The sequence below is a fragment of the Curtobacterium sp. MCBD17_035 genome (assembly GCF_003234815.2).
Classification (GTDB): domain Bacteria; phylum Actinomycetota; class Actinomycetes; order Actinomycetales; family Microbacteriaceae; genus Curtobacterium.
This window is the reverse complement of the sequence record NZ_CP126279.1, coordinates 2,120,159-2,145,831: the sequence shown is the minus strand read 5'-3', so window position 1 is coordinate 2,145,831 and position 25,673 is coordinate 2,120,159. Positions and strand designations below refer to the sequence as shown.

Here is a 25,673-nt window from a genome sequence, read left to right as displayed (position 1 = left end):
CCCGTGGGTATGGTGGAGCGCCGTCCGCAGCGGACGGTGATCAGGACGAACCAGGAGGCCCCGTGCGTCAGGCCGCGGTCGGGGCGCTGCTCCTCGTCGCCGGAGCGGTGTGCGTCGTGGTCGGTGTCCTGCCCGTCCCCACGCTCCTCGCGCTGGCCGACCGGGTGGTCCCGGTCCTGGCGTTCGTGCTGGGCCTCACGATCGTCGCCGAACTCGCCGCGGACGCGGGTGTGTTCGACCGGCTGGCCGACCTCGCGGCCCGGGTCGGGCGTGGCCGGACCCTCGGGCTCTGGGCAGCCGTCGTCGTGCTCGCGGTCGTGTGCACGGTGTTCCTCTCGATCGACACGACCGCGGTGCTCCTGACGCCCATCGTCATCGCCCTCGCTCGGCGGGTCCAGCTGCCGCCGATGCCCTTCGCGCTCACGACCGTGTGGCTGGCGAACACCGCGTCGTTGCTCCTACCGGTGTCGAACCTCACGAACCTGCTCGCCGTCTCGCGCATCGGACTGGCGGGGCCGCCGGCGTTCGCGGGGCTCATGGCGCTGCCGGCGCTCGCGGGGGTCCTCGTGCCGTGCGTCGTGCTGCTCGTCGTGTTCCGTCACCGGCTGCGCGGCGGGTACGCGCCCCCGCCCGTGCGTCGACCGGAGGACCGCGTGTTCTTCGTCGCGGCCTCCGCGGTCCTCGCGGCCCTCGTCGTGGCGCTGACCGCCGGCGTCACCGTGTGGGTCGCGGCGCTCGCCGCGGCCGCGGTCCTCGTCGTGGTCGCCGCCGTGCGCCGACCCGACGTGCTCCGCCCCGCTCGTGTTCCGTGGCAGCCGCTCGTCCTCGCAGCGGGGTTGTTCGTCGCCGTCGAGACCCTGCATGCAGTCGGCTCCACCGATCCGCTCGTCCGGGCGCTGCACGGCGGTGACGGCTTCGGGTCCCTGCTGGGGCTCGCGGGCGCGGGCGCGCTCGCGGCGAACGGGATCGACAACCTCCCCGCGTACCTCGTGCTCGAGCCGGCGGCAGGCAACGCGGCCGTACGGTACGCGGCGCTCCTCGTCGGGGTGAACGCCGGGTGCCTCGTGACGCCGTGGGCGTCGCTCGCCACGCTGCTCTGGCACGCACGGCTCCGCGCCGAGGGCATCGCGCTGTCGTGGGGTCGCTACGCGGCGCTCGGGTGCGTCGTCGCCCCGCTCACCGTCGTGGCGGGCGTCGCGGCGGTCCTCGTCGCCCGCTGAGCACCGGTGGCACCCCCGGCGTGGGCCGGTCGTGCCGTCGTCGGCGTCAGAGCCAGTCGCGCCGACGGAACACGGTGTACAGCGCGACCGAGGACACGACGATGAGCACGGCGGACGCGACGAGCCCGGACCAGGCGCCCTCGCCGGGGAACTTGATGTTCTGCCCGAACCACCCGGTGATGGCGGTCGGGATCGCGATGATCGCCGCCCAACTCGTCACCTTCTTCATGACCAGGTTCATGCGGTTCGACGCGAGGTTGAGGTTCGTCTCGAGCACGCTCGACACCGACTCACGGAGCTGGTCGACCTGCTCCGTGGCCGACGTGATGTGGTCTGCCACGTCGCGGTAGTACGGTCGCAGTCCGTCGCTGACCTGCGTCGCGTCATCACGGACGAGGGTCTGGATCACCTCGCGCTGCGGCCCGACGAGCCGCCGCAGGGTCCCGAGCGCCTTCCGCAGCGCGAACGACCGCCGCTGGATGTGGGACGTCTGCGCGGACACCTCGAACAGGTCGTCCTCCAGGTGGTCGATGAGGTCCTCGAGCTGTTCGACCGTCGCGGTGGCGTGGTCCGCGAGCACGTCGAGGACGCCCCACACGAGGAACGCGGCACCGTGGCCGGCCAGGTCGTCGTTGGCGTCCCAGCGGCGCACGAACTCCTGCGCGTCGAAGCCCGGCGCGTGCATGGTGACGACTGCGCGTTCGGTGACGAACGCCTTGACCTCGTGCGTCACCAGGTCGGTGCCGCCGCGCGAGCACGTCACGTCGTACGCCACCAGGAACAGGGCGCCGTGGTACCGGTCGAGCTTCGGCCGTTGCCCCGGCTCGAGTGCGTCCTCACTCGCGAGCGCGTGGATGCCGAGTTCGTCCTCGATGCGCGCCAGCTCGTCGGCCGTCGGGTCCGTGAAGTCGACCCACACGACCTCGTCAGGACGCTCGAGGTGGTCGGACACGTCCTCCACCGGGAAGTCCTCGGCCGCGACCGTCCCGTTCCGCCACATCCGCGTCCGCACCATGCCGGTCATCGTACTGAGGCCCACGTGCGGCCCGGTGCCTGGCGCGTCCGGGCCCACGGCGAGACCCGTGTCGACCGGGAGGCCCGCGTCGGTCGCCGGGACGGGCCAGACTGGGCGCATGGCGGTGTTCACGAAACGGCGGTCCGACGCTCCCGACGGCTTCTTCGCGGCGGAGGCGGCGGGACTGACGTGGCTCGGTGCCGCTGGCGGCGTCGCGGTCGCGGCCGTGCTCGACGTCGGACGGCGCCACATCGACCTCGAGGAGCTGTCCGACGTCCGGCCCACGCCCGGTGCTGCTCGCCGGTTCGGCCACGACCTCGCCCGCACGCACGACGCCGGCGCCGCTGCGTTCGGTGCGCCGCCCGAGGGGTGGGACGGCCCGACCTTCATCGGCAAGCGGCCGCAGTCCTGCCGGCCGTCGTCGTCGTGGGGGCGTTTCTACGCGGAGCAGCGCGTTGCACCGTTCCTCGACCTGGCACGCGCGGCGGGCAGTGTCACGGATGACGAGCACGCCGCCGTCGGCAGGGTGCTCGAGGCCGTCGCGGACGGGGCGCTCGACGACGACGACGTGCCCGCGCGACTGCACGGCGACCTCTGGAACGGCAACATCGTCTTCACGCCGGGCGGTGTCGTGCTCATCGACCCCGCGGCGCACGGCGGTCACCGCGAGACCGACCTCGCGATGCTCGACCTCTTCGGCTGCCCGTACCTCGACGAGGTCGTGGCGGGGTACCAGGAGCACCGGCCCCTCCGTCCCGGCTGGCGGGAGCGGATCCCGCTGCACCAGCTGCACCCGCTCGCGGTGCACGCGGCCGGCTACGGGCGGTCGTACGGGCACGCGCTCGTCGACGCCGCGCGGCGGACGGCCGCGCTGCTGCGGTGACCTCCCTCGCCCCTCGTCCACCCCGCCGCCGCCCCGGCTCCATCGGCCCGACGTCCGCCCCGGGCAGCCTGGATGCCCGCTGCTAGCCTGGACCGGCCCGCCGCCGCGACGGGTGCCGAGCGCCTCCCGCGCCCGTGCGACGTCCGGCGCCTCCCGTCGCCGGTCGGCGGGACCAGAACGGAGAGCCCGCACCAATGTCCGCAGTCCCCCCGGAAGCCGAGCCCACCGACACGACGCCGACCCCCGACCGGACGGCCTCGACGGACCGGTTCGGCTTCGTCGTGGTGTCGAACCGCCTCCCCGTGGACCGCGTGGTCGACGAGGACGGGACCGAGGGGTGGCGGCACTCGCCGGGCGGGCTCGTCACCGCGCTCGAACCGGTGATGCGCGCGAACGACGGCGCGTGGGTCGGTTGGGCGGGCCAGCCCGACGTCGACCTCGACCCCTTCGAGAACGACGGCATCCACATCGTGCCGGTGCCGCTGTCCGACGCCGAGATCGAGGAGTACTACGAGGGCTTCAGCAACGACACCCTCTGGCCGCTGTACCACGACGTCATCGAGCAGCCGACGTACCACCGCGACTGGTGGAACGCGTACCGGCGGGTGAACCAGCGGTTCGCCGAGGCCGCGGCGGCGGTCGCCGACCAGGACGCCGTCGTGTGGGTGCAGGACTACCAGCTGCAGCTCGTCCCGCAGCTCATCCGCGAACTCCGTCCCGACGTCACGATCGGCTTCTTCAACCACATCCCGTTCCCGCCGGTCGGGATCTACGCGCAGCTGCCCTGGCGGTCGCAGATCATCGACGGCCTGCTCGGCGCCGACGTCATCGGGTTCCAGCGGTACGACGACGCCTCGAACTTCCTCCGCGCCGTGCGCCACATCAAGGGCCACACGACCAAGGGTGCGATCGTCGACGTCCCGGTGGACGACCCGGACGCCCCGCGCTCGCGACGGGGCATCACCGTCCGGCACGTCGAGGCACGGCACTTCCCGATCTCGATCGACGCCGAGAGCTACGAGGACATCGCCCGACGGCCCGAGGTCCAGGCCCGTGCCCGCGAGATCCGCGAAGGACTCGGCAACCCGAAGACGGTCCTGCTCGGGGTCGACCGACTCGACTACACCAAGGGCATCGGACACCGCATCAAGGCCTTCGGCGAACTCCTCGAGGACGGCCGCATCGACGTCGAGGACGCCACCCTCGTGCAGGTCGCGAGCCCGAGCCGCGAGCGCGTCGACACCTACAAGGCACTCCGCGACGAGATCGAGCTCACGGTCGGGCGCATCAACGGCGACCTCGGCACGATCAGCCACCAGCCGATCAGCTACCTCCACCACGGCTACCCGCGCGAGGAGATGGTGGCGCTCTACCTCGCCGCCGACGTCATGCTCGTCACGGCGCTCCGCGACGGCATGAACCTGGTCGCCAAGGAGTACGTGGCGAGCCGGTTCGACAACCAGGGCGTGCTCATCCTGTCCGAGTTCGCCGGTGCCGCCGACGAGCTCCGCCAGGCCCTGCTCGTCAACCCGCACGACATCGGCGCGCTCAAGGACGCCATCGTGCGCGCGATGCAGATGCCACAGCGCGAGCGCGCGACCCGCATGCGCGCCCTGCGCAAGCGCGTGCGGGACAATGACGTCGCGCGGTGGTCGCGGTCCTTCATCGAGGCACTCGACCGGCACGCGCCGGGCGGTGGCATCGACCCCGAGGCGACCGACCCCGGTGACGAGCACGTCGACGAACTCGCGCAGACCACGCCGGTGGAGGCGCGTGATGCCTGAGGCCCCCTCGCTCGACAGCGCGATCGAGCGGCTGGGTGGGGCGCGGTCACTGCTCGTCGCCCTCGACTTCGACGGCACCCTCGCGCCCTTCGCGGACGATCCGGCAGCGGTGGCGGCGCTGCCAGGCTCCTGGGCCGCGGCGCTCACCCTCGACCGCGCACGCGACACCCACGTCGTCCTCGTCTCGGGCCGCCCGCTCGCGGGGTTGGCGCGGGTGACGCACGCTCCCGACGGCATGTCCCTCGTCGGGTCGCACGGCGTCGAGTGGCGGGTGGACGGCCACGACGAGGCCGCGCTGTCGCCCGACGAACTCGCGGCCGTGGATCGGATCGGCGCGCTCCTCGATGCGGTCGCCGAACGCCATCCCGGTGTCCACATCGAGCACAAGCCCGCGGGCCTCGGGGTGCACACGCGTCGCGTCGGTCCGGCCGAGGCCCGAGCGGCCGTGGAGGACGCCCGGGCGACGGTGCTCGCGGCGTTCCCCGACGTCCACGTGCGCGACGGTAAGGACATCCTCGAGTTCGCGGTGCGCGACGTCACGAAGGGCGACGCCGTCGAGCGGCTGCGTGCGCTCCTCGACGCCGACCGCGTCCTGTTCGCGGGCGACGACGTCACCGACGAGGACGGCTTCCGGGCGCTCGACCAGGACGCCGGTGACGTCGGCATCAAGGTCGGTCCGGGGGAGACCCGCGCGGCGCACCGCGTCGCCGACCCTGCTGCCCTGACGCCCGTGCTGCAGGCGCTGGCGCGCGCCCGCGCCTTCCGCTGACGCTCCCGTCCGCTCGCGCACGGCCCCGCGTCCGGTTGGTGTACCAACTGCATCTAGACTCGCTCCATGCCTGATATCGACGTCAAGCCCCGCAGCCGTGCTGTCACCGACGGGATCGAAGCCACCACCTCGCGTGGCATGCTCCGGGCGGTCGGCATGGGCGACGCGGACTGGGACAAGCCCCAGATCGGCATCGCCTCGTCCTGGAACGAGATCACCCCCTGCAACCTCTCCCTCGACCGTCTGGCGCAGGGGGCGAAGGAGGGCGTGCACGGCGGCGGCGGGTACCCGCTGCAGTTCGGCACGATCTCGGTGTCCGACGGCATCTCGATGGGCCACGAGGGCATGCACTTCTCGCTCGTCTCGCGCGAGGTCATCGCCGACAGCGTCGAGACCGTGGTGAACGCGGAGCGCCTCGACGGCACGGTCCTCCTCGCCGGCTGCGACAAGTCGCTCCCCGGCATGCTCATGGCGGCGGCCCGGCTCGACCTGGCGAGCGTGTTCCTCTACGCCGGTTCCGTCATGCCCGGCTACGTCAAGCAGGCCGACGGCTCGGAGAAGCAGGTCACGATCATCGACTCCTTCGAGGGTGTGGGGGCCTGCAAGGCGGGCACCATGACCGAGGAAGAGCTGAAGAAGATCGAGTGTGCGATCGTCCCGGGCGAGGGCGCCTGTGGCGGGATGTACACCGCCAACACGATGGCGTCCCTCGCCGAGGCCCTCGGCATGAGCCTCCCCGGGTCGGCTGCGCCGCCGTCGGCCGACCGTCGTCGGGACTACTACGCGCACCGCTCCGGCGAGGCCGTGGTCGAGATGCTCCGCCTCGGCATCACCGCACGGCAGATCCTCACCCGTGAGGCCTTCGAGAACGCGATCACCGTGCTCATGGCGCTCGGCGGCTCGACGAACGCCGTCCTGCACCTGCTCGCGATCGCGCACGAGGCCGAGGTCGAGCTGACCCTCGACGACTTCAACCGCATCGGCGCGAATGTCCCGCACATCGCCGACATGAAGCCCTTCGGCCAGTACGTCATGGTGGACGTCGACCGCAACGGCGGCATCCCCGTCGTGATGAAGGCGCTCCTCGACGCGGGTCTGCTGCACGGGGACTGCCTGACGGTCACGGGGAAGACCCTCGCCGAGAACCTCGCCGAGATCGATCCGCCGGAGCTCGACGGCAAGGTCATGCGCAAGCTCGACGACCCGATCCACGCCACGGGTGGCCTGACGATCCTCCAGGGCTCGTTCGCGCCCGAGGGCGCGGTCGTCAAGACGGCCGGCTTCGACGCCGAGGTCTTCCAGGGCCCCGCCCGCGTGTTCGACCGAGAGCGGGCCGCCATGGACGCCCTGACCGAGGGCCGGATCGGCAAGGGCGACGTCGTCGTCATCCGCTACGAGGGCCCGAAGGGCGGCCCGGGCATGCGCGAGATGCTCGCGATCACCGCCGCCATCAAGGGCGCGGGCCTCGGCAAGGATGTACTACTCTTGACCGACGGACGATTCTCGGGCGGCACAACCGGCCTGTGCATCGGCCACATTGCACCGGAGGCAGTGGACGCAGGTCCCATCGCCTTCGTGCGCGATGGCGACCAGATCCGCGTCGACATCGCCGCTCGCACGCTCGACCTACTGGTCGACCCTGCCGAGCTGGAGGCCCGCCACGACGGCTGGGCACCGCTTCCCCCGCGGTACACCCGCGGTGTCCTCGCGAAGTACGCGAAGCTCGTCCGGTCCGCCGCCCAGGGCGCGGTCACGGGCTGAGCGCCGACCTCCACCCTCGCACCACGACGGCGGCGCCGTCCCCGCGGACCGCGCCGCTCCACACCAGAGGAAGTGCCATGCCCACGGAAGCCACTCCGCTCTCCGCCGCGGGGACGCGGCGCGCACCCGAGGTCCTGACCGGCTCCGGCGCGGTCCTGCGGTCCCTCGAACACCTCGGCATCACCGACGTCTTCGGGCTGCCGGGCGGCGCGATCATCCCGTTCTACGACGAGCTCATGGCCTCGACGGCCATCCGCCACGTCCTCGTCCGCCACGAGCAGGGCGCCGGCCACGCGGCCGAGGGCTACGCGGCGGCGTCCGGGAGGGTCGGGGTCGCGATCGCGACGTCGGGTCCGGGCGCGACGAACCTCGTCACCGCCATCGCGGACGCCTACATGGACTCCGTTCCGTTCATCGCGATCACCGGTCAGGTGTTCTCGACGCTCATGGGGACGGACGCCTTCCAGGAGGCCGACATCGTCGGCATCACGATGCCGATCACGAAGCACTCGTTCCTCGTCACGAAGCCCGAGGACATCCCGAGCACGCTGGCGGCGGCGTACCAGATCGCGACGACGGGACGTCCCGGTCCGGTGCTCGTCGACATCACGAAGGACGCCCAGCAGAACTCGGCGCCGTTCGTCTGGCCCCCGCGGGTCGACCTGCCGGGGTACCGCCCGGTGACCAAGGCGCACGGCAAGCAGATCGCGGCCGCGGCGCAGCTCATCGCCGAGTCGAGCAAGCCCGTGTTCTACGTGGGCGGCGGCGTCATCCGGTCCGGTGCGTCGGCGGAGTTGCTGCGACTCGCCGAGGCCACGCACGTCCCGGTGGTCACGACCCTCATGGCTCGCGGGGCGTTCCCCGATTCCCACCCGCAGCACCTCGGGATGCCGGGCATGCACGGCACCGTGCCGGCCGTGCTCGGACTGCAGGAGAGCGACCTCATCGTCGCGCTGGGCGCCCGGTTCGACGACCGGGTGACCGGCAAGATCGACGAGTTCGCGCCGGACGCCAAGGTGGTGCACGTCGACATCGACCCCGCCGAGATCTCGAAGATCCGGTTCGCCGACGTCCCGATCGTGGGCGACGCGAAAGAGGTCCTCACCGACCTCCTGGCGGCGTGGCAGGACGTCCCCGTCGCCGACCGCGCGTCCCTCGACGCCTGGTGGGAGCGCCTCGGACGGCTCCGTGAGCAGTTCCCGCTCGGGTACGCCGCCCCGCAGGACGGCCTCCTCGCGCCACAGGCCGTCATCCGCCGCATCGGCGAGCTCACCGGGCCGGAAGGCGTGTACGTGGCCGGGGTCGGTCAGCACCAGATGTGGTCGGCGCAGTTCATCCAGTACGAGCGCCCCCACGCCTGGCTCAACTCGGGCGGCGCGGGGACGATGGGCTACTCGGTCCCCGCCGCCATGGGCGCGAAGGTCTCGCAGCCCGACCGCGTCGTGTGGGCGATCGACGGCGACGGCTGTTTCCAGATGACGAACCAGGAACTCGCGACCTGCGTCATCAACGACATCCCGATCAAGGTCGCGATCATCAACAACTCGTCGCTCGGCATGGTGCGACAGTGGCAGACGCTGTTCTACGACGGCCGGCACTCCTTCACCGACCTCGAGACGGGGCACGCGTCCCGACGGGTACCGGACTTCGTCAAGCTCGCCGACGCCTACGGTGCGCTCGGCATCCGCGTCGAGCGCGAGGACGAGATCGACGACGCGATCCGGCTCGCCCTCGCCACGAACGACCGGCCCGTGGTCATCGACTTCGTCGTCAGCCGCGACTCCATGGTGTGGCCTATGGTGCCGCAGGGGGTCAGCAACTCCGCGATCCAGCACGCACGCGACCTCGCCCCGAGCTGGGACGACGAGGACGCCGACATGACCGGGAGGCCCGCATGAGCCACGTCCTGTCCCTCCTCGTCGAGGACAAGCCGGGTCTGCTCACGCGCGTCGCCGGCCTGTTCGCGCGGCGCGGGTTCAACATCGAGTCCCTCGCGGTGGGATCTACCGAGGTCGAGGGGTTGTCCCGCATCACCGTCGTGGTCGACGTCGAGGACCTGCCGCTCGAACAGGTGACGAAGCAGTTGAACAAGCTCGTCAACGTCATCAAGATCGTCGAGCTCGAGTTCTCGCAGTCCGTGCAGCGGGAGCACATGCTCGTCAAGGTCCGGGTGGACAACCAGACGCGCTCCCAGGTACTCGAGGCCGTCAACCTGTTCCGGGCGCGCGTCGTCGACGTCGCGACCGATTCCCTGGTGATCGAGGTCACGGGTGACCCCGGCAAGATCCAGGCGATCCTGCGCGTGCTGGAGCCGTACGGCATCAAGGAGCTCGCGCGGGCGGGCCTCCTCGGCATGGGCCGAGGCCCGAAGAGCATCACCGACCGCGTCCCCCGCGCGTAGTCGACATGACCCCGGGGCGGCACACCGCGGACCCCCGGACCGGACACACCGAACCGACAAGGAGAACCACCACCGTGACTGACATCGTCTACGACGCCGACGCCGACCTCTCGCTCATCCAGGGCAAGAAGGTCGCGGTCATCGGCTACGGCTCGCAGGGCCACGCGCACGCGCTCAACCTCCGCGACTCGGGCGTCGAGGTCGTCATCGGCCTGCAGGAGGGCTCCAAGAGCCGCAGCAAGGCCGAGGAGGCCGGGTTCACCGTGCACACCCCGGCCGAGGCGACCGCCTGGGGCGACGTCATCGTCATCCTGACGCCGGACCAGGTGCAGCGGCACGTGTACGCGGACGAGATCCAGCCGAACCTGACCGACGGCAAGGCGCTCGTGTTCGGGCACGGCTTCAACATCCGCTTCGGCTACATCCAGGCGCCCGAGGGCGTCGACGTCGTGCTCGTCGCGCCGAAGGGCCCGGGCCACACGGTGCGCCGTGAGTACGAGGCCGGCCGGGGCGTGCCCGTGATCGTCGCGGTCGAGGTCGACGCCTCGGGCCAGGCGTGGGACCTCGCCTGGAGCTACAGCAAGGCCATCGGCGGTCTGCGGTCCGGCGGCATCAAGACGACGTTCACGGAGGAGACCGAGACCGACCTGTTCGGCGAACAGGCCGTCCTCTGCGGTGGCACGTCGCAGCTCATCCAGTACGGGTTCGAGACCCTCGTCGAGGCGGGCTACCAGCCCCAGATCGCCTACTTCGAGGTCCTGCACGAACTCAAGCTCATCGTCGACCTCATCTGGGAGGGCGGGCTCACCAAGCAGCGCTGGTCCATCTCGGACACGGCCGAGTTCGGGGACTACGTCTCGGGCCCGCGCGTGATCGACCCGCACGTCAAGGAGAACATGAAGGCGGTCCTCGCCGACATCCAGGACGGCACCTTCGCCAAGCGCTTCATCGAGGACCAGGACGCCGGTGCGCCGGAGTTCACGGCGCTGCGCGAGAAGGGCGAGGGGCACCCGATCGAGGCGACCGGTCGCGAGCTGCGCAAGCTCTTCGCGTGGAAGCAGACCGACAGCGACTACGTCGACGGCTCGGCCGCCCGCTAGGCTCCTGCCAGCACTCGACGAGGAGGCGACGGTGCGCACCAAGCGCACCGTCGCCTCGCGACGTGACCCGAACGACATGCAGCTCCTCTCCTCCAGCACCCCCGCGCACGCCGCCCTCCGGCCGGCGTCCTCGGCGCACCGATCGCACCTGCTGGGTCGTCCGTCGTGGTCGGTCGCGGCCTCCCGGCATGGGAAGATGCTCGAATGGCGGTGACGAGACGTGCGGTCCACATCGGCGCCGGCAAGATCGGGCGCGGTTTCGTGGGCCAGTTCCTCGCAGCCAGCGGGTACGACCTCACCTTCGTCGACGTCGACGACCGCGTCGTCCGCGCCCTGAACGAGTCCGGCCGCTTCGTCGTCCACGAGGTCGGTGACGACCCCATCGACCGCGTGGTCGAGGGCTTCGCCGCCCTCAACAGCAAGCGCGAGCGCGACCGCGTGGTCGAGGCGATCGCCGGCGCGGACGTCGTCACGACCGCGGTCGGCGCGCGGACACTGCCCCTCGTGGCGCCGTTCATCGCCGAGGGACTGGCCGCGCGGCCGGCCGGAGCGGGCGTGGTCACCGTCGTGGCATGCGAGAACGCCATCAACGCCACCGACTCGTTGCACGCGAGCGTCCGGCGATCGCCCGCCCTCGAGGACCACGACATCGACGCGGTGTTCGCGAACTGCGCGATCGACCGCATCGTGCCGGAGCAGACCGGCGTGCTCGGACAGTCCGGCGGCCTCGACGTCGTCCTCGAGCCCTTCTACGAGTGGGTCATCGAGCGGACGCCGTTCTCCGGCGTCGACGCCGAGCCCCCGGCGATCCAGGGCGTCACGTGGGTGGACGACCTGCAGCCGTTCGTGGAGCGCAAGCTCTACACGGTGAACACCGCCCACGCGACCGCGGCCTACCACGGCTTCGTCCGGGGGATCCGGCTCATCCGCGAGGCCCTCGAGGACGACCTGGTCCGGGCCGAGGTCGACGGCGTCCTCGACGAGACCACCGCGTTGCTCGTCGCGAAGCACGGTTTCGACCCGGAGGAGCACCGCCGGTACGTCCAGGCGAACCTCGTCCGCATCGCCAACCCGCTCCTCCCGGACACGACGGCGCGGGTCGGACGGAACCCGCTCCGCAAACTCGGTCGTCGTGAGCGCTTCATCGGTCCCGCCGCGCAGCTCGCGGAACGCGGCATGCCGGTCGACCACCTGCTCGGCGCCGTCCGGGTCGCCCTCGAGTTCGACGACCCCGACGACCCGGAGTCGTTCGAGCTGCACGCGCTGCTGCGGTCCGGGGCGACCGCCCACGCCCTCACCGAGATCCTCACGGGACTCATGGAGAGCCACCCCCTGTTCCCGGCGGTCCGTTCGGTGGTCGCTTCTACACTGGAGTCATGACCACCCCGAAGGACGTCGGGTCCCCGCCGGACGGCGGTGCGGACCACGACGACGCCGAGGCCCTGAGCTGGGGTGCGGAGCAGGACGCCACCTACGTCGACGCACCGGCCAACGAACTCCGCGCACCGAGGGCGCCGCGGGCCCGCACCGGTGACGAGCCCCTCGCGTCCGGATCGCTCGTCGGTCTGGGCGTCCTCGGTGGGGTGTACCTGCTGTACACGGTGGCGTGGCTCGTCAGCGCGGGCGCGTTGCCGGTCGATCCCGGCACGTCCGCGGCGGCCGTCTTCTCCGCGGGCCTCCGGGTCCTCGCGATCATGGCCCCGGCCCTGTGGTTCGCGGCCACCCTGTGGCTCGGGCAGGGCCGGCGCCCGCGGACGCGGGTCCTCTGGCTCGTCGCGGGGGCGCTCGTGCTGTTCCCGTGGCCGTTCGTCCTGACGAGGAGCTTCGGGTGAGCGCGGTGCCCTCGGACGACACGTCGTCGTCGGCCGTTCCCGACACCACGGGCGTGACGCTCGGCAAGGTCGTGGTGTGGGTCGTCGCCGCCGTCCTGTTCGCGTACGTGCTGTGGCAGGCGATCGGCAACTTCGTCGGCGTGACGACCACCCTCTCGGCGAACAACGCGTTCCTCCGGCGCAACGGGGGCGATGCACTGCAGACGAGCGTGCCCTGGGTGGCCCTCGTCATCGACGTCGCCATCGCACCCGTCCTGTACGCGGTGGCGTGGTTCGTCGCTCGGCGCACGGACCTCGTCCGGACGGTCGTCGTGTTCCTCGCGGCGTTCTGCGCGGTCGCGGCGCTCTGGTTCGACGTCCTCCAGTACGTCTCCGCGACGCTGCGCGTGGGCGGCTGACACCCGTCGTAACGCGTTCGGCCCGTCGATAGCATGGGATGCGCGTCGTCCCGCGTCGCGACCCCACCGCCCCCTCCCCGAAGGAACCCACCTGTGGCAAAGCCGGTCGTCCTGATCGCCGAAGAACTCTCACCAGCGACCGTCGAGGCTCTCGGGCCCGACTTCGACGTCCGGAACGTGGACGGCACCGACCGCCCCGCGCTCCTCGCCGCGCTGGCCGACGCGAACGCGATCCTCGTCCGATCCGCCACCAAGGTCGACGCCGAGGCGATCGCTGCTGCGCCGCACCTGCAGGTCGTCGCCCGCGCCGGGGTGGGCCTCGACAACGTCGACATCAAGGCCGCCACGGCTGCCGGGGTCATGGTGGTGAACGCGCCGACGTCGAACATCATCTCGGCGGCCGAGCTCACGGTCGGTCACATCCTCAGCCTCGCCCGGCACATCCCAGCGGCCCACGCATCGCTGTCGCAGGGGGCGTGGAAGCGTTCCGCCTACACGGGTGTCGAGCTCTACGAGAAGACCGTCGGCATCATCGGCCTCGGTCGCATCGGCGCCCTCATCACCGCACGGCTGCAGGCCTTCGGCGTCTCCGTGATCGCGTACGACCCGTACGTCACCCCGGCCCGCGCGCAGCAGCTCGGCGTCGAGCTCGTGTCGCTCGAGGACCTCCTCCGCCGGAGCGACTTCGTCACGATCCACATGCCGAAGACCCCCGAGACCGTCGGGATGATCTCGGACGACCAGCTCGCCCTCATGAAGCCGACCGCGTTCGTCGTCAACGTCGCCCGCGGCGGCCTGATCGACGAGGCCGCCCTGCGGCGCGCGCTCACCGCGAACACCATCGCCGGCGCTGGCCTCGACGTCTTCGTCACCGAGCCGCCGACCGACGACGCCCTGACCGCGCTGCCGAACGTCGTCGTCACACCGCACCTCGGGGCCTCGACGGACGAGGCCCAGGAGAAGGCGGGCGTCTCGGTGGCGAAGAGCGTCCGACTCGCACTCGGCGGCGAGCTGGTGCCGGACGCGGTCAACGTCGCCGGCGGTGTCATCGACCCCTACGTGCGACCCGGCATCCCACTCGTGGAGCAGCTCGGGCAGGTGTTCGCGAGCCTCGCCGACACCTCGATCACGAGTGTCGACGTCGAGGTGCACGGCGAGCTCGCCGGGTTCGACGTGAGCGTCCTCCGGCTCGCGGCGCTCAAGGGCATCTTCACGAACATCGTCAGCGAGCAGGTGAGCTACGTGAACGCGCCGCTCCTCGCCGAGCAGCGCGGGATCACGGTGCGGCTCATCACGGACCCCGCCACCGCCGAGTACCGCAACGTGCTGACCATCCGCGGCGCCCAGTCCGACGGTCCGACGATCAGCGTCTCGGGGACCCTGACGGGTCCGAAGCAAGTGGCCAAGCTCGTCGAGGTCAACGGCTACGACATCGAGGTCCCGCTCGCGCAGCACCACGTCGTCATGGTCTACACGGACCGTCCGGGGATCGTCGCGGTGTACGGCAAGGAGTTCGGGGACGCGGGCATCAACATCGCTGCGATGCAGATCGCCCGGCGTGCCGCTGGCGGCCAGGCGCTGAGCGTCCTCACCGTGGACTCGCCCGTGCCGAGCCCGATCCTCGAGCGCGTCCGCGCCGCGATCGACGCCGAGTCGCTGCGCGAGATCGACATCACCCTGTGACCGCGGTCGCACGACCAGGAGGCCCCGCATGACGGACACCATCGACCTCGCCGTGATCCGTGGCGACGGCATCGGCCCCGAGGTCGTCGAGGAGGCCCTCAAGGTCCTCGACGCCGTGGTCGGGCCCGACGCGATCCGACGGACCGAGTACACCCTCGGGGCCGGGCACTACCTCGAGACGGGGGAGGTCCTGACCGACGACGACCTCGCCGCGATCGCCCGGCACGACGCGATCCTGCTCGGCGCGGTCGGGGGTGACCCCCGCGATCCGCGGCTCGCGGGCGGGATCATCGAGCGCGGTCTCCTCCTGCGCCTCCGGTTCGCCTTCGACCACTACGTGAACCTCCGACCGACGCGCGTCTACCCGGACGTCGCCTCCCCCCTCGCCGATCCCGGCGAGGTCGACTTCGTCGTGGTCCGCGAGGGCACCGAGGGGCCGTACGTCGGCAACGGCGGGGTGATCCGCAAGGGCACCCCGGCCGAGATCGCGACCGAGGTGAGCCTCAACACCGCGTTCGGCGTGGAGCGCGTCGTGCGGTATGCGTTCGACCTCGCCCGTCGTCGCCCTCGCCACCACCTGACGCTCGTGCACAAGAGCAACGTCCTCGTGCACGCGGGCGACCTCTGGCAGCGGACCGTGGCCTCCGTCGGAGCCGAGTACCCCGAGGTCACCGTGGACTACCAGCACGTCGACGCCGTGACCATCCACATGGTCCAGCGGCCCGGTGTGTTCGACGTCATCGTCACGGACAACCTCTTCGGCGACATCATCACCGACCTCGCCGGCGCGATCAGCGGCGGCATCGGTCTGGCGGCCTCGGGCAACATCAACCCGGACGGCACCTTCCCCAGCATGTTCGAACCGGTCCACGGGTCCGCGCCCGACATCGCGGGTCAGCAGCGGGCCGACCCCACGGCCGCGATCCTGTCCGTCGCGTTGCTGCTCGACCACCACGGTCGGACGGCCGAGGCCGAGACCATCACGCGGGCGGTCGAGGCGGACATCGCGGGCCGCGGCGCCACGTCGCGCTCCACGGCCGAGATCGGCGACGCGATCGCCGCGGCCGTCGCGCGTACCACCGCGGCCTGACCCCGGCGTCCGCCGAACCGACCGCTCCGTCCCCAGGAGACACCATGACCAGCACGACACCCACCAGCACCGACACGGCGTTCACGACGGCGTTCCGGACGGTCCCCTCCGCCGACCGCCGCGCGGCGGCCGAACGGGAGGCCATCCTCGCCGACCCGGGGTTCGGCAAGTTCTTCACGGACCACATGGCGACCATCCACTGGTCGGTGGAGTCCGGCTGGCACGACGCGAGCGTCCATCCGTACGGGCCCCTCGTGCTCGACCCGAGCGCGAGCGTGCTCCACTACGCGCAAGAGATCTTCGAGGGCCTCAAGGCGTACCGGCACGCCGACGGTTCCGTCTGGGGGTTCCGACCCGAGGCGAACGCTCGTCGGTTCCAGCGGTCCGCCGAACGCCTGGCGCTGCCGGAACTCCCGGTCGAGGACTTCGTGTCGGCCATCCGGCACCTCGTCGCGACGGACGTCGAGTGGGTGCCGTCGGCGGACGAGACGAGCCTGTACCTCCGGCCGTTCATGATCGCGACCGAGGCCTTCCTCGGGGTGCGCGCCGCGCAGCAGGTGGAATTCCACGTGATCGCCTCGCCGGCCGGGGCGTACTTCACCTCGGGTCCCAAGCCGGTCTCGATCTGGCTGTCGACGCAGTACGGCCGCGCGGGCAAGGGCGGCACGGGAGCGGCGAAGACCGGTGGGAACTACGCGTCGTCGCTCCTGCCGCAGCAAGAGGCCTACGCGCACGGCTGTCAGCAGGTGATGTTCCTGGACTCGGTCGAGGGGCGGTACCTCGAGGAACTCGGCGGGATGAACGTCGTGCTCGTCCGGTCCGACGGCACGCTCGTCACCCCGGACTCCGACAGCATCCTCGAGGGCATCACGCGGGACTCGATCCTGCACCTCGCGGAGGACCGCGGCCTGCGCGTCGAGCGCCGTCGCGTCGCCCTCGACGAGTGGCGCGACGGGGTCGCCGACGGCACGATCACCGAGGCCTTCGCGTGCGGAACGGCTGCCGTCGTGACCCCGATCGCCGAGTTGCGGGGCGAGGACATCACGATCGGGTCCCCGACCCAGGGTGCCGGCGAGCTCACGATGTCCCTGCGACAGGAGCTCACCGACATCCAGTACGGGCGACGCCCCGACCCGCACGGGTGGATGGTGCAGCTCACCGAACCGGGCGCGGCGTCCGTCGGCGACGCGGGCGACGATGCCCTCCGCTCCGCGGAGTCCGGGACCGACGAGGCAGCGGCTCAGTAGGGTCGACACGTGAAGATCGCACGGTTCAGCACTCCGGGGGAGGACCCCCGTTACGGCATCCTCGACGAGCGAGCGCTCGTGGTCCTGGCGGGCGACCCGCTGTACCAGGGGTTCGAGACGACGGGGGAGCGGGTGGACCTGCGGACCGCGACGCTCCTCGCTCCGGTGATCCCGAGGTCGAAGGTCATCGGGGTCGGGCTCAACTACGCCGAGCACGTGTCCGAGATGGATGAGCGCGCGGGGGAGGACCCGATCGTGTTCCTCAAGCCGAACACGGCCATCATCGGTCCGAACGACCAGATCCGCTTGCCGCAGGACGTGGGGCGGGTCGACCACGAGGGCGAACTCGCCGTCGTGATCGGGTCCCTGGCGAAGAACGTCCGTCGCGAGGACTTCGCGGACGTCGTGCTCGGGTACACCGTGGCCAACGACGTGACCGCCCGTGATCTCCAAGCCCGCGACGGACAGTGGACCCGGGCGAAGGGCTTCGACACGTTCTGCCCGATCGGCCCGGTCATCGAGACGGACCTCGATCCGTCCGACGTCCGGTTGGAGACCCGCGTGGACGGCGACATCCGGCAGGCGGCGTCCACCTCGGAGATGATCCACGACATCCCGAGTCTCATCGAGTTCGTGTCCTCGATCTGGACCCTGCTGCCCGGGGACCTCATCCTCACCGGGACCCCGGCGGGCGTGGGCCCGATCAACGACGGCGAGATCGTCGAGGTCACGGTGTCCGGCATCGGCTCGCTGACCAACCCGGTCGTCGCGCGACGCTGACCCGACGCCGCCGAACCGAGCACCGACGCCGCCGAACCGAGCCCCGACGTCGCCGAACCGAGCTCCGACGCCGCCGAACCGAGCCCCGACGCCGGCCGACCCGGCCCTCGACCCCGACACCGCCACGGTGCCGGGGTCGCGGCGTTCGCGGCTCCGCAGACCACGATCGGGGCGCGGAACCAGGAGCGGACAGCCCGGCGGTTGCATGGGACAACTTCGCGACACGCCCGGGATGTGGGGTGGTTTGCTGGGTGGTGGGGTGGTGCGTAAAGTAATCACTCGTCACCCCAAAGGTGCGGCGGAGCGGCCGGGACAGTGTCCCGGAGCGAGCCGGCCTCAAGCGGGACCGTCCTCCACCGAGGTTCTGATCGGGACTTGCGCCTGATCGCTTCGACGCTTAGGATGTGAAACCTGCAACTGGTCCTCTCCTTCGGGATGAGCCATCCACCTCGTGTAGGGGGATGCACATCGGTTGCACAACCAAGAACACAGCTTCGTTGCTGATGTCCGGGGGTTCCCGGGTGGATGAGCGGATGCGTCTGGTCCTTGAGAACTCAACAGCGTGCACATTGTCAATGCCAATTTATTGACCCCGTGCGTGTCGGCCTTCGGGTTGGCGCGTTCGTGGACAATTCCTTTGGATTGAATGATTGTCAGTAGACAGTCTTTTCAGTCAGCATCAAATTCGCCTTCTGCTCTTCGGAGTGGTTGGGAACGTTTTTTACGGAGAGTTTGATCCTGGCTCAGGACGAACGCTGGCGGCGTGCTTAACACATGCAAGTCGAACGATGATGCCCAGCTTGCTGGGCGGATTAGTGGCGAACGGGTGAGTAACACGTGAGTAACCTGCCCCTGACTCTGGGATAAGCGTTGGAAACGACGTCTAATACTGGATATGACGGCCGATCGCATGGTCTGGTCGTGGAAAGAATTTTGGTTGGGGATGGACTCGCGGCCTATCAGGTAGTTGGTGAGGTAATGGCTCACCAAGCCGACGACGGGTAGCCGGCCTGAGAGGGTGACCGGCCACACTGGGACTGAGACACGGCCCAGACTCCTACGGGAGGCAGCAGTGGGGAATATTGCACAATGGGCGAAAGCCTGATGCAGCAACGCCGCGTGAGGGATGACGGCCTTCGGGTTGTAAACCTCTTTTAGTAGGGAAGAAGCGAAAGTGACGGTACCTGCAGAAAAAGCACCGGCTAACTACGTGCCAGCAGCCGCGGTAATACGTAGGGTGCAAGCGTTGTCCGGAATTATTGGGCGTAAAGAGCTCGTAGGCGGTTTGTCGCGTCTGCTGTGAAATCCCGAGGCTCAACCTCGGGCTTGCAGTGGGTACGGGCAGACTAGAGTGCGGTAGGGGAGATTGGAACTCCTGGTGTAGCGGTGGAATGCGCAGATATCAGGAAGAACACCGATGGCGAAGGCAGATCTCTGGGCCGTAACTGACGCTGAGGAGCGAAAGCGTGGGGAGCGAACAGGATTAGATACCCTGGTAGTCCACGCCGTAAACGTTGGGCGCTAGATGTAGGGACCTTTCCACGGTTTCTGTGTCGTAGCTAACGCATTAAGCGCCCCGCCTGGGGAGTACGGCCGCAAGGCTAAAACTCAAAGGAATTGACGGGGGCCCGCACAAGCGGCGGAGCATGCGGATTAATTCGATGCAACGCGAAGAACCTTACCAAGGCTTGACATACACCGGAAACGGCCAGAGATGGTCGCCCCCTTGTGGTCGGTGTACAGGTGGTGCATGGTTGTCGTCAGCTCGTGTCGTGAGATGTTGGGTTAAGTCCCGCAACGAGCGCAACCCTCGTTCTATGTTGCCAGCGGTTCGGCCGGGGACTCATAGGAGACTGCCGGGGTCAACTCGGAGGAAGGTGGGGATGACGTCAAATCATCATGCCCCTTATGTCTTGGGCTTCACGCATGCTACAATGGCCGGTACAAAGGGCTGCGATACCGTAAGGTGGAGCGAATCCCAAAAAGCCGGTCTCAGTTCGGATTGAGGTCTGCAACTCGACCTCATGAAGTCGGAGTCGCTAGTAATCGCAGATCAGCAACGCTGCGGTGAATACGTTCCCGGGCCTTGTACACACCGCCCGTCAAGTCATGAAAGTCGGTAACACCCGAAGCCGGTGGCCTAACCCTTGTGGAAGGAGCCGTCGAAGGTGGGATCGGTGATTAGGACTAAGTCGTAACAAGGTAGCCGTACCGGAAGGTGCGGCTGGATCACCTCCTTTCTAAGGAGCATCTGGCACTGCTGGCCTGGCCCGTTCGGGTTGGGGGTGGTGTCCAGGCGCCGGATCGAGACGAATGTTCTCGCCGGTAGCTCATGGGTGGAACATTGACAGTGGGTCCGGATGGATCTCGTGGATGCTAGTACGTCGGTTTCGGCCGGTTGGAACGGGTCTGTGGGTGAGGTTCGGGCCGTGCACGTTGTTGGGTCCTGAGGGACCAGGCTTCCCTGCTGCCTGTGTGGTGGTGGGGGTTGGGGCTTGATGCCCCCTCGTTGGGCCAGTGCCAAGTCGACCGGTTGGTCGGGGCGGGCTGGTGCCGATCGTATGTTGAGAACTACACAGTGGACGCGAGCATCTTAGACGCTTGCTGATTCGTCGCCGGCTTTCGTGGTTGGTGGTGGGTCGGCTGGTGTCACAAGAGTGCGATTCGCTCCTGACGTCGTTTGGCGTTGGGACGAGTCAACACTGAGGCCGTGCATCGTTTTCGGTGCGCGGCAATCTTTGTGGTCAAGTTTCTAAGAGCAAACGGTGGATGCCTTGGCATCTGGAGCCGAAGAAGGACGTAGAAATCTGCGATAAGCCTCGGGGAGCTGATAATCGAGCTGTGAGCCGAGGATTTCCGAATGGGGAAACCCCGCCAGGCGTTTTGCGACCTGGTGACTCCCGCCTGAATGTATAGGGCGGGTAGAGGGAACGTGGGGAAGTGAAACATCTCAGTACCCACAGGAAGAGAAAACAACATGTGATTCCGTGAGTAGTGGCGAGCGAAAGCGGATGAGGCTAAACCGATCATGTGTGATAGCCGGCGGGCGTTGCATGGTCGGGGTTGTGGGACACGTCGCTCAGTTCTGCCGGACTGGGGCGGTTACAGCGCATCATAGTCGAACCGGTTTGAAAGCCGGGCCGTAGTGGGTGCCAGCCCCGTAGACGAAATGGTGTTATGGCCGGATGTGTATCCCAAGTAGCACGGGGCCCGAGAAATCCCGTGTGAATCTGTCAGGACCACCTGATAAGCCTAAATACTCCCAGATGACCGATAGCGGACAAGTACCGTGAGGGAAAGGTGAAAAGTACCCCGGGAGGGGAGTGAAATAGTACCTGAAACCGTTTGCTTACAAACCGTTGGAGCCTCCTTGTTGGGGTGACAGCGTGCCTTTTGAAGAATGAGCCTGCGAGTTAGCGATATGTGGCGAGGTTAACCCGTGTGGGGTAGCCGTAGCGAAAGCGAGTCTGAATAGGGCGATTCAGTCGCATGTCCTAGACCCGAAGCGAAGTGATCTATCCATGGCCAGGGTGAAGCGACGGTAAGACGTCGTGGAGGCCCGAACCCACTTCAGTTGAAAATGGAGGGGATGAGCTGTGGATAGGGGTGAAAGGCCAATCAAACTTCGTGATAGCTGGTTCTCTCCGAAATGCATTTAGGTGCAGCGTTGCGTGTTTCTTGCCGGAGGTAGAGCTACTGGATGGCCGATGGGCCCTACAAGGTTACTGACGTCAGCCAAACTCCGAATGCCGGTAAGTGAGAGCGCAGCAGTGAGACGGTGGGGGATAAGCTTCATCGTCGAGAGGGAAACAACCCAGACTACCAACTAAGGCCCCTAAGCGTGTGCTAAGTGGGAAAGGATGTGGAGTTGCACAGACAACCAGGAGGTTGGCTTAGAAGCAGCCACCCTTGAAAGAGTGCGTAATAGCTCACTGGTCAAGTGATTCCGCGCCGACAATGTAACGGGGCTCAAGCACACCGCCGAAGTTGTAGATTTCGTACCCAGACAAGCCTTCGTGGTTCAGTCGTACGGAGTGGTAGGAGAGCGTCGTGTGGCGAGTGAAGCGGCGGAGTGATCCAGCCGTGGACGCCACACGAGTGAGAATGCAGGCATGAGTAGCGAAAGACGGGTGAGAAACCCGTCCTCCGAAAGACCAAGGGTTCCAGGGCCAGGCTAATCCGCCCTGGGTAAGTCGGGACCTAAGGCGAGGCCGACAGGCGTAGTCGATGGACAACGGGTTGATATTCCCGTACCGGCGAACAACCGTCCCAGTCAATCCAGTGGTGCTAAGAGTCCTAACCCGGCTCGATCCTGATCCCTTCGGGGTGATGGACGTCCGGTCTAACGCTCGACCCCATGCTGGTGCGGCTAGCGTATTAACAGGTGTGACGCAGGAAGGTAGCTGAGCCAGGCGATGGTATCCGTAAGGTGAACCTGGTGTAAGGATGTAGGGCTGACGATAGGCAAATCCGTCGTCTGTATGCCTGAGATCCGATGCATACCCGTCATGGGGAATTCAGTGATCCTATGCTGCCGAGAAAAGCATCGACGCGAGGTTGCAGCTGCCCGTACCCGAAACCGACTCAGGTGGTCAGGTAGAGAATACCAAGGAGATCGAGAGAATCGTGGTTAAGGAACTCGGCAAAATGCCCCCGTAACTTCGGGAGAAGGGGGGCCGGAACCGTGAACGGACTTGCTCCGGGAGCGGGGAAGGCCGCAGAGACCAGTGGGAAGCGACTGTTTACTAAAAACACAGGTCCGTGCGAAGTCGCAAGACGATGTATACGGACTGACGCCTGCCCGGTGCTGGAAGGTTAAGAGGAAGGGTTAGCCTCACGGCGAAGCTCAGAATTTAAGCCCCAGTAAACGGCGGTGGTAACTATAACCATCCTAAGGTAGCGAAATTCCTTGTCGGGTAAGTTCCGACCTGCACGAATGGCGTAACGACTTCCCAGCTGTCTCAACCGCGAACTCGGCGAAATTGCACTACGAGTAAAGATGCTCGTTACGCGCAGCAGGACGGAAAGACCCCGTGACCTTTACTACAGCTTGGTATTGGTGTTCGGTGTGGCTTGTGTAGGATAGGTGGGAGACTGTGAAGCGGGCACGCCAGTGTTCGTGGAGTCGTTGTTGAAATACCACTCTGGTCACTCTGGATGTCTAACGTAGGACCCTGATCGGGTTCATGGACAGTGCCTGGTGGGTAGTTTAACTGGGGCGGTTGCCTCCCAAAAAGTAACGGAGGCGCCCAAAGGTTCCCTCAACCTGGTTGGCAATCAGGTGTCGAGTGTAAGTGCACAAGGGAGCTTGACTGTGAGACTGACAAGTCGAGCAGGGACGAAAGTCGGGACTAGTGATCCGGCAGTGGCTTGTGGAAGCGCTGTCGCTCAACGGATAAAAGGTACCTCGGGGATAACAGGCTGATCTTGCCCAAGAGTCCATATCGACGGCATGGTTTGGCACCTCGATGTCGGCTCGTCGCATCCTGGGGCTGGAGTAGGTCCCAAGGGTTGGGCTGTTCGCCCATTAAAGCGGTACGCGAGCTGGGTTTAGAACGTCGTGAGACAGTTCGGTCCCTATCCGCTGCGCGCGTAGGAAATTTGAGAAGATCTATCCCTAGTACGAGAGGACCGGGATGGACGAACCTCTGGTGTGTCAGTTGTTCTGCCAAGGGCACCGCTGATTAGCTACGTTCGGACCGGATAACCGCTGAAAGCATCTAAGCGGGAAGCCGTCTTCGAGATGAGATTTCCATGCCCCTTGTGGGTGAGAGGCTCCCAGTAGACGACTGGGTTGATAGGCCGGATGTGGAAGCGGGGACTAACGACCCGTGGAGCTGACCGGTACTAATAAGCCGATGACTTGATTACACTTCCCACCCGTTCGGGTGGGGCTCGCGTCCACTTTGTGGTTCCCGATATGCGATCGGGGATCATCCGCAGCAACTGCGGAACATGATCGTGAATATCGATGGTGTTCCGGTGGTCATAGCGAGAGGGAAACGCCCGGTCACATTCCGAACCCGGAAGCTAAGCCTCTCAGCGCCGATGGTACTGCAAGGGGGACCTTGTGGGAGAGTAGGACACCGCCGGACTCAACGTCAGGGAAGCCCCTGATCACTCGCTCGAGGAGCGTGCTGATCAGGGGCTTTTCGTCGTATCCGGTCGGTGTCGACGGGCGTCACGGTAGGATCGGGGCGTCATGACAGCGCCATTCACCACCGCCTCCGGCTCCGACGTCCGAGTTCGTTTCTGCCCGTCCCCGACCGGGACGCCCCACGTCGGACTGATCCGGACGGCCCTTTTCAACTGGGCCTACGCGCGGCACACCGGCGGGACCTTCGTGTTCCGGATCGAGGACACCGACGCGGCTCGCGACAGCGAGGAGAGCTACGAGCAGATCCTCGACGCGCTCCGCTGGCTGCGGTTGGACTGGGACGAGGGCATCGACGTCGGCGGTCCGCACGGCCCCTACCGGCAGTCCGAGCGGTCGGACATCTACGTGGACGTCATCGAGCGCCTCAAGGCCGAGGGGCTCGTCTACGAGTCGTTCGTGACCCCGGAGGAGATGGAGGCCCGGAACCTCGCGAACGGCCGTGATCCGAAGCAGGGGTACGACAACTTCGAGCGCGACCTCACCGAGGCCGAGCGTGCGGGGTACCGGGCCGAGGGTCGGCAGCCGGCGCTCCGTCTCCGGGTCCCGGACCGCGATCTCGGGTTCGCTGATCTCGTCCGGGGCGACATCACGTTCCCCGCCGGATCGTTCTCGGACTTCGTGGTCGTCCGACCGAACGGCAAGCCGTTGTACACCTTCGTGAACCCGGTCGACGACGCGCTCATGGGGATCACGCACGTCCTCCGCGGCGAGGACCTGCTCTCGTCGACGCCACGGCAGATCGCGCTGTACGAGGCCCTGGTGCAGATCGGCGTGACCTCGTTCGTGCCGCGGTTCGGGCATCTGCCCTACGTGATGGGCGAGGGCAACAAGAAGCTGTCCAAGCGCGACCCGGAGTCGAACCTGTTCCACCACCGGGCGAACGGGTTCATCCCCGAGGGGCTGGTGAACTACCTCGCGCTGCTCGGCTGGTCGCTGCGGGCGGACCAGGACGTGTTCTCCCTCGACGAGATGGTGGCGGCGTTCGACGTCGTGGACGTCAACCCGAACCCGGCGCGGTTCGACCCCAAGAAGGCCGAGTCGATCAACGGCGACCACATCCGACTCCTCGCCGTCGACGACTTCACGGACCGTCTGGTCCCGTACCTCGACGGCGTGCTGAGCGACCCGGTGACGGCGGACGAGCGGTCCGTGCTGCAGCGCGCGGCGCCGCTCGTGCAGGAGCGCATGAACGTCCTGAGCGATGCGCGGGGCATGCTCGGTTTCCTCTTCGTCGCGGACGACGACCTCACGATGGAGGACGACGCGCTCGCCACCCTCAAGGAGGACGCGCGGACCGTGCTCGACGCCTCCATCGACGCCCTCGAGGCGACCGAGGACTTCCGCGCGGAGCCCATCGAGTCGGCGCTCCGCGCTGCGCTCATCGACGGGCTCGGCCTGAAGCCCCGGGTCGCCTTCGGTCCGCTGCGGGTCGCGGTCTCCGGGCGACGGGTGAGTCCGCCGCTGTTCGAGTCGATGGAGATCCTTGGAAAGCCGTCGACGCTCACCCGGCTCCGCCGGCTCCGCGACCGGTGACGGATTCGTCCGGAGCGGGA

General features: G+C 67.8%; 17 protein-coding genes and 3 rRNA genes. 19 read left to right on the top strand and 1 reads right to left on the bottom strand.

The window, feature by feature from the left end:
- Positions 1-62 precede the first annotated feature (62 nt).
- Positions 63-1,220, top strand: coding sequence for an SLC13 family permease (locus DEI93_RS10130; RefSeq protein ID WP_111119303.1), 1,158 nt, complete (start codon positions 63-65; stop codon positions 1,218-1,220).
- 46 nt (positions 1,221-1,266) lie between these two features.
- Here the strand turns inward: DEI93_RS10130 and DEI93_RS10125 are convergent, their stop codons facing one another.
- Positions 1,267-2,235, bottom strand: coding sequence for a magnesium transporter CorA family protein (locus DEI93_RS10125; protein ID WP_220037490.1), 969 nt, complete (start codon positions 2,233-2,235; stop codon positions 1,267-1,269).
- Between the two features lie 118 nt (positions 2,236-2,353).
- On the opposite strand from DEI93_RS10125, the gene DEI93_RS10120 reads away from it, so the two are divergent.
- From DEI93_RS10120 to gltX, 18 genes are all read left to right on the top strand, one after another.
- Positions 2,354-3,118, top strand: coding sequence for a fructosamine kinase family protein (locus DEI93_RS10120; RefSeq protein WP_111119304.1), 765 nt, complete (start codon positions 2,354-2,356; stop codon positions 3,116-3,118).
- Between the two features lie 194 nt (positions 3,119-3,312).
- Positions 3,313-4,902 (top strand): alpha,alpha-trehalose-phosphate synthase (UDP-forming), encoded by a 1,590-nt coding sequence (gene otsA, locus DEI93_RS10115; protein ID WP_111009588.1) that lies wholly within the window; start codon positions 3,313-3,315, stop codon positions 4,900-4,902.
- Positions 4,895-5,671: a trehalose-phosphatase gene (gene otsB / locus DEI93_RS10110; protein ID WP_111071401.1), complete on the top strand. Its 777-nt coding sequence runs from the start codon at positions 4,895-4,897 to the stop codon at positions 5,669-5,671. The genes otsA and otsB overlap by 8 nt, the downstream gene beginning before the upstream one ends.
- Before the next feature lie 66 nt (positions 5,672-5,737).
- Positions 5,738-7,432 carry a dihydroxy-acid dehydratase gene (gene ilvD, locus DEI93_RS10105; protein ID WP_111009590.1) on the top strand — a complete coding sequence of 565 codons (1,695 nt, stop codon included), beginning with the start codon at positions 5,738-5,740 and terminating at the stop codon, positions 7,430-7,432.
- Positions 7,433-7,509: 77 nt separating this feature from the next.
- Complete coding sequence (locus tag DEI93_RS10100) at positions 7,510-9,330, top strand: acetolactate synthase large subunit (protein WP_111009591.1); 1,821 nt, start codon at positions 7,510-7,512, stop codon at positions 9,328-9,330.
- Entirely contained in the window at positions 9,327-9,833 is a 507-nt protein-coding gene (gene ilvN, locus DEI93_RS10095; protein ID WP_111009592.1) for an acetolactate synthase small subunit, read from the top strand. Before DEI93_RS10100 ends, ilvN begins: the two co-directional genes overlap by 4 nt.
- Positions 9,834-9,907: 74 nt before the next feature.
- Positions 9,908-10,933: a ketol-acid reductoisomerase gene (ilvC, locus tag DEI93_RS10090; RefSeq protein ID WP_111009593.1), complete on the top strand. Its 1,026-nt coding sequence runs from the start codon at positions 9,908-9,910 to the stop codon at positions 10,931-10,933.
- 204 nt (positions 10,934-11,137) lie between these two features.
- On the top strand, positions 11,138-12,313 hold the full coding sequence (locus DEI93_RS10085; RefSeq protein WP_111009595.1) for a mannitol-1-phosphate 5-dehydrogenase: 1,176 nt from the start codon (positions 11,138-11,140) through the stop codon (positions 12,311-12,313).
- On the top strand, positions 12,310-12,765 hold the full coding sequence (locus tag DEI93_RS10080; RefSeq protein WP_111119306.1) for a hypothetical protein: 456 nt from the start codon (positions 12,310-12,312) through the stop codon (positions 12,763-12,765). The genes DEI93_RS10085 and DEI93_RS10080 overlap by 4 nt, the downstream gene beginning before the upstream one ends.
- The gene (locus tag DEI93_RS10075) at positions 12,762-13,163 is read left to right on the top strand and encodes a hypothetical protein (protein WP_111009597.1); all 402 of its coding nucleotides are present in this window, start codon (positions 12,762-12,764) and stop codon (positions 13,161-13,163) included. Before DEI93_RS10080 ends, DEI93_RS10075 begins: the two co-directional genes overlap by 4 nt.
- 93 nt (positions 13,164-13,256) lie before the next feature.
- Positions 13,257-14,846, top strand: coding sequence for a phosphoglycerate dehydrogenase (gene serA / locus DEI93_RS10070; protein ID WP_111119307.1), 1,590 nt, complete (start codon positions 13,257-13,259; stop codon positions 14,844-14,846).
- Between the two features lie 28 nt (positions 14,847-14,874).
- On the top strand, positions 14,875-15,936 hold the full coding sequence (locus DEI93_RS10065; RefSeq protein WP_111119308.1) for a 3-isopropylmalate dehydrogenase: 1,062 nt from the start codon (positions 14,875-14,877) through the stop codon (positions 15,934-15,936).
- A 44-nt stretch (positions 15,937-15,980) separates the two neighbouring features.
- Positions 15,981-17,183, top strand: coding sequence for a branched-chain amino acid aminotransferase (locus DEI93_RS10060; protein WP_111119309.1), 1,203 nt, complete (start codon positions 15,981-15,983; stop codon positions 17,181-17,183).
- A 9-nt stretch (positions 17,184-17,192) separates the two neighbouring features.
- Positions 17,193-17,963 carry a fumarylacetoacetate hydrolase family protein gene (locus DEI93_RS10055; RefSeq protein ID WP_111009601.1) on the top strand — a complete coding sequence of 257 codons (771 nt, stop codon included), beginning with the start codon at positions 17,193-17,195 and terminating at the stop codon, positions 17,961-17,963.
- 720 nt (positions 17,964-18,683) lie between these two features.
- Positions 18,684-20,203, top strand: a 16S ribosomal RNA gene (locus DEI93_RS10050).
- Between the two features lie 502 nt (positions 20,204-20,705).
- Positions 20,706-23,834: ribosomal RNA gene (locus DEI93_RS10045) — 23S ribosomal RNA — on the top strand.
- A gap of 107 nt (positions 23,835-23,941) precedes the next feature.
- Positions 23,942-24,058 (top strand): 5S ribosomal RNA (gene rrf / locus DEI93_RS10040).
- Together the 16S, 23S and 5S rRNA genes form the textbook arrangement of a ribosomal RNA operon.
- A gap of 107 nt (positions 24,059-24,165) precedes the next feature.
- Entirely contained in the window at positions 24,166-25,653 is a 1,488-nt protein-coding gene (gene gltX / locus DEI93_RS10035; RefSeq protein ID WP_111120184.1) for a glutamate--tRNA ligase, read from the top strand.
- Positions 25,654-25,673 lie beyond the last annotated feature (20 nt).

Excerpts from the sequence above, each read along its gene's own strand:
- DEI93_RS10125 (WP_220037490.1), bottom strand. The coding sequence starts at position 2,235 with ATGGTGCGGACGCGGATGTGGCGGAACGGGACGGTCGCGGCCGAGGAC.
- DEI93_RS10120 (WP_111119304.1), top strand. The coding sequence starts at position 2,354 with ATGGCGGTGTTCACGAAACGGCGGTCCGACGCTCCCGACGGCTTCTTC.
- otsA (WP_111009588.1), top strand. The coding sequence starts at position 3,313 with ATGTCCGCAGTCCCCCCGGAAGCCGAGCCCACCGACACGACGCCGACC.
- otsB (WP_111071401.1), top strand. The coding sequence starts at position 4,895 with ATGCCTGAGGCCCCCTCGCTCGACAGCGCGATCGAGCGGCTGGGTGGG.
- ilvD (WP_111009590.1), top strand. The coding sequence starts at position 5,738 with ATGCCTGATATCGACGTCAAGCCCCGCAGCCGTGCTGTCACCGACGGG.
- DEI93_RS10100 (WP_111009591.1), top strand. The coding sequence starts at position 7,510 with ATGCCCACGGAAGCCACTCCGCTCTCCGCCGCGGGGACGCGGCGCGCA.
- ilvN (WP_111009592.1), top strand. The coding sequence starts at position 9,327 with ATGAGCCACGTCCTGTCCCTCCTCGTCGAGGACAAGCCGGGTCTGCTC.
- DEI93_RS10085 (WP_111009595.1), top strand. The coding sequence starts at position 11,138 with ATGGCGGTGACGAGACGTGCGGTCCACATCGGCGCCGGCAAGATCGGG.
- DEI93_RS10080 (WP_111119306.1), top strand. The coding sequence starts at position 12,310 with ATGACCACCCCGAAGGACGTCGGGTCCCCGCCGGACGGCGGTGCGGAC.
- DEI93_RS10065 (WP_111119308.1), top strand. The coding sequence starts at position 14,875 with ATGACGGACACCATCGACCTCGCCGTGATCCGTGGCGACGGCATCGGC.
- DEI93_RS10060 (WP_111119309.1), top strand. The coding sequence starts at position 15,981 with ATGACCAGCACGACACCCACCAGCACCGACACGGCGTTCACGACGGCG.
- gltX (WP_111120184.1), top strand. The coding sequence starts at position 24,166 with ATGACAGCGCCATTCACCACCGCCTCCGGCTCCGACGTCCGAGTTCGT.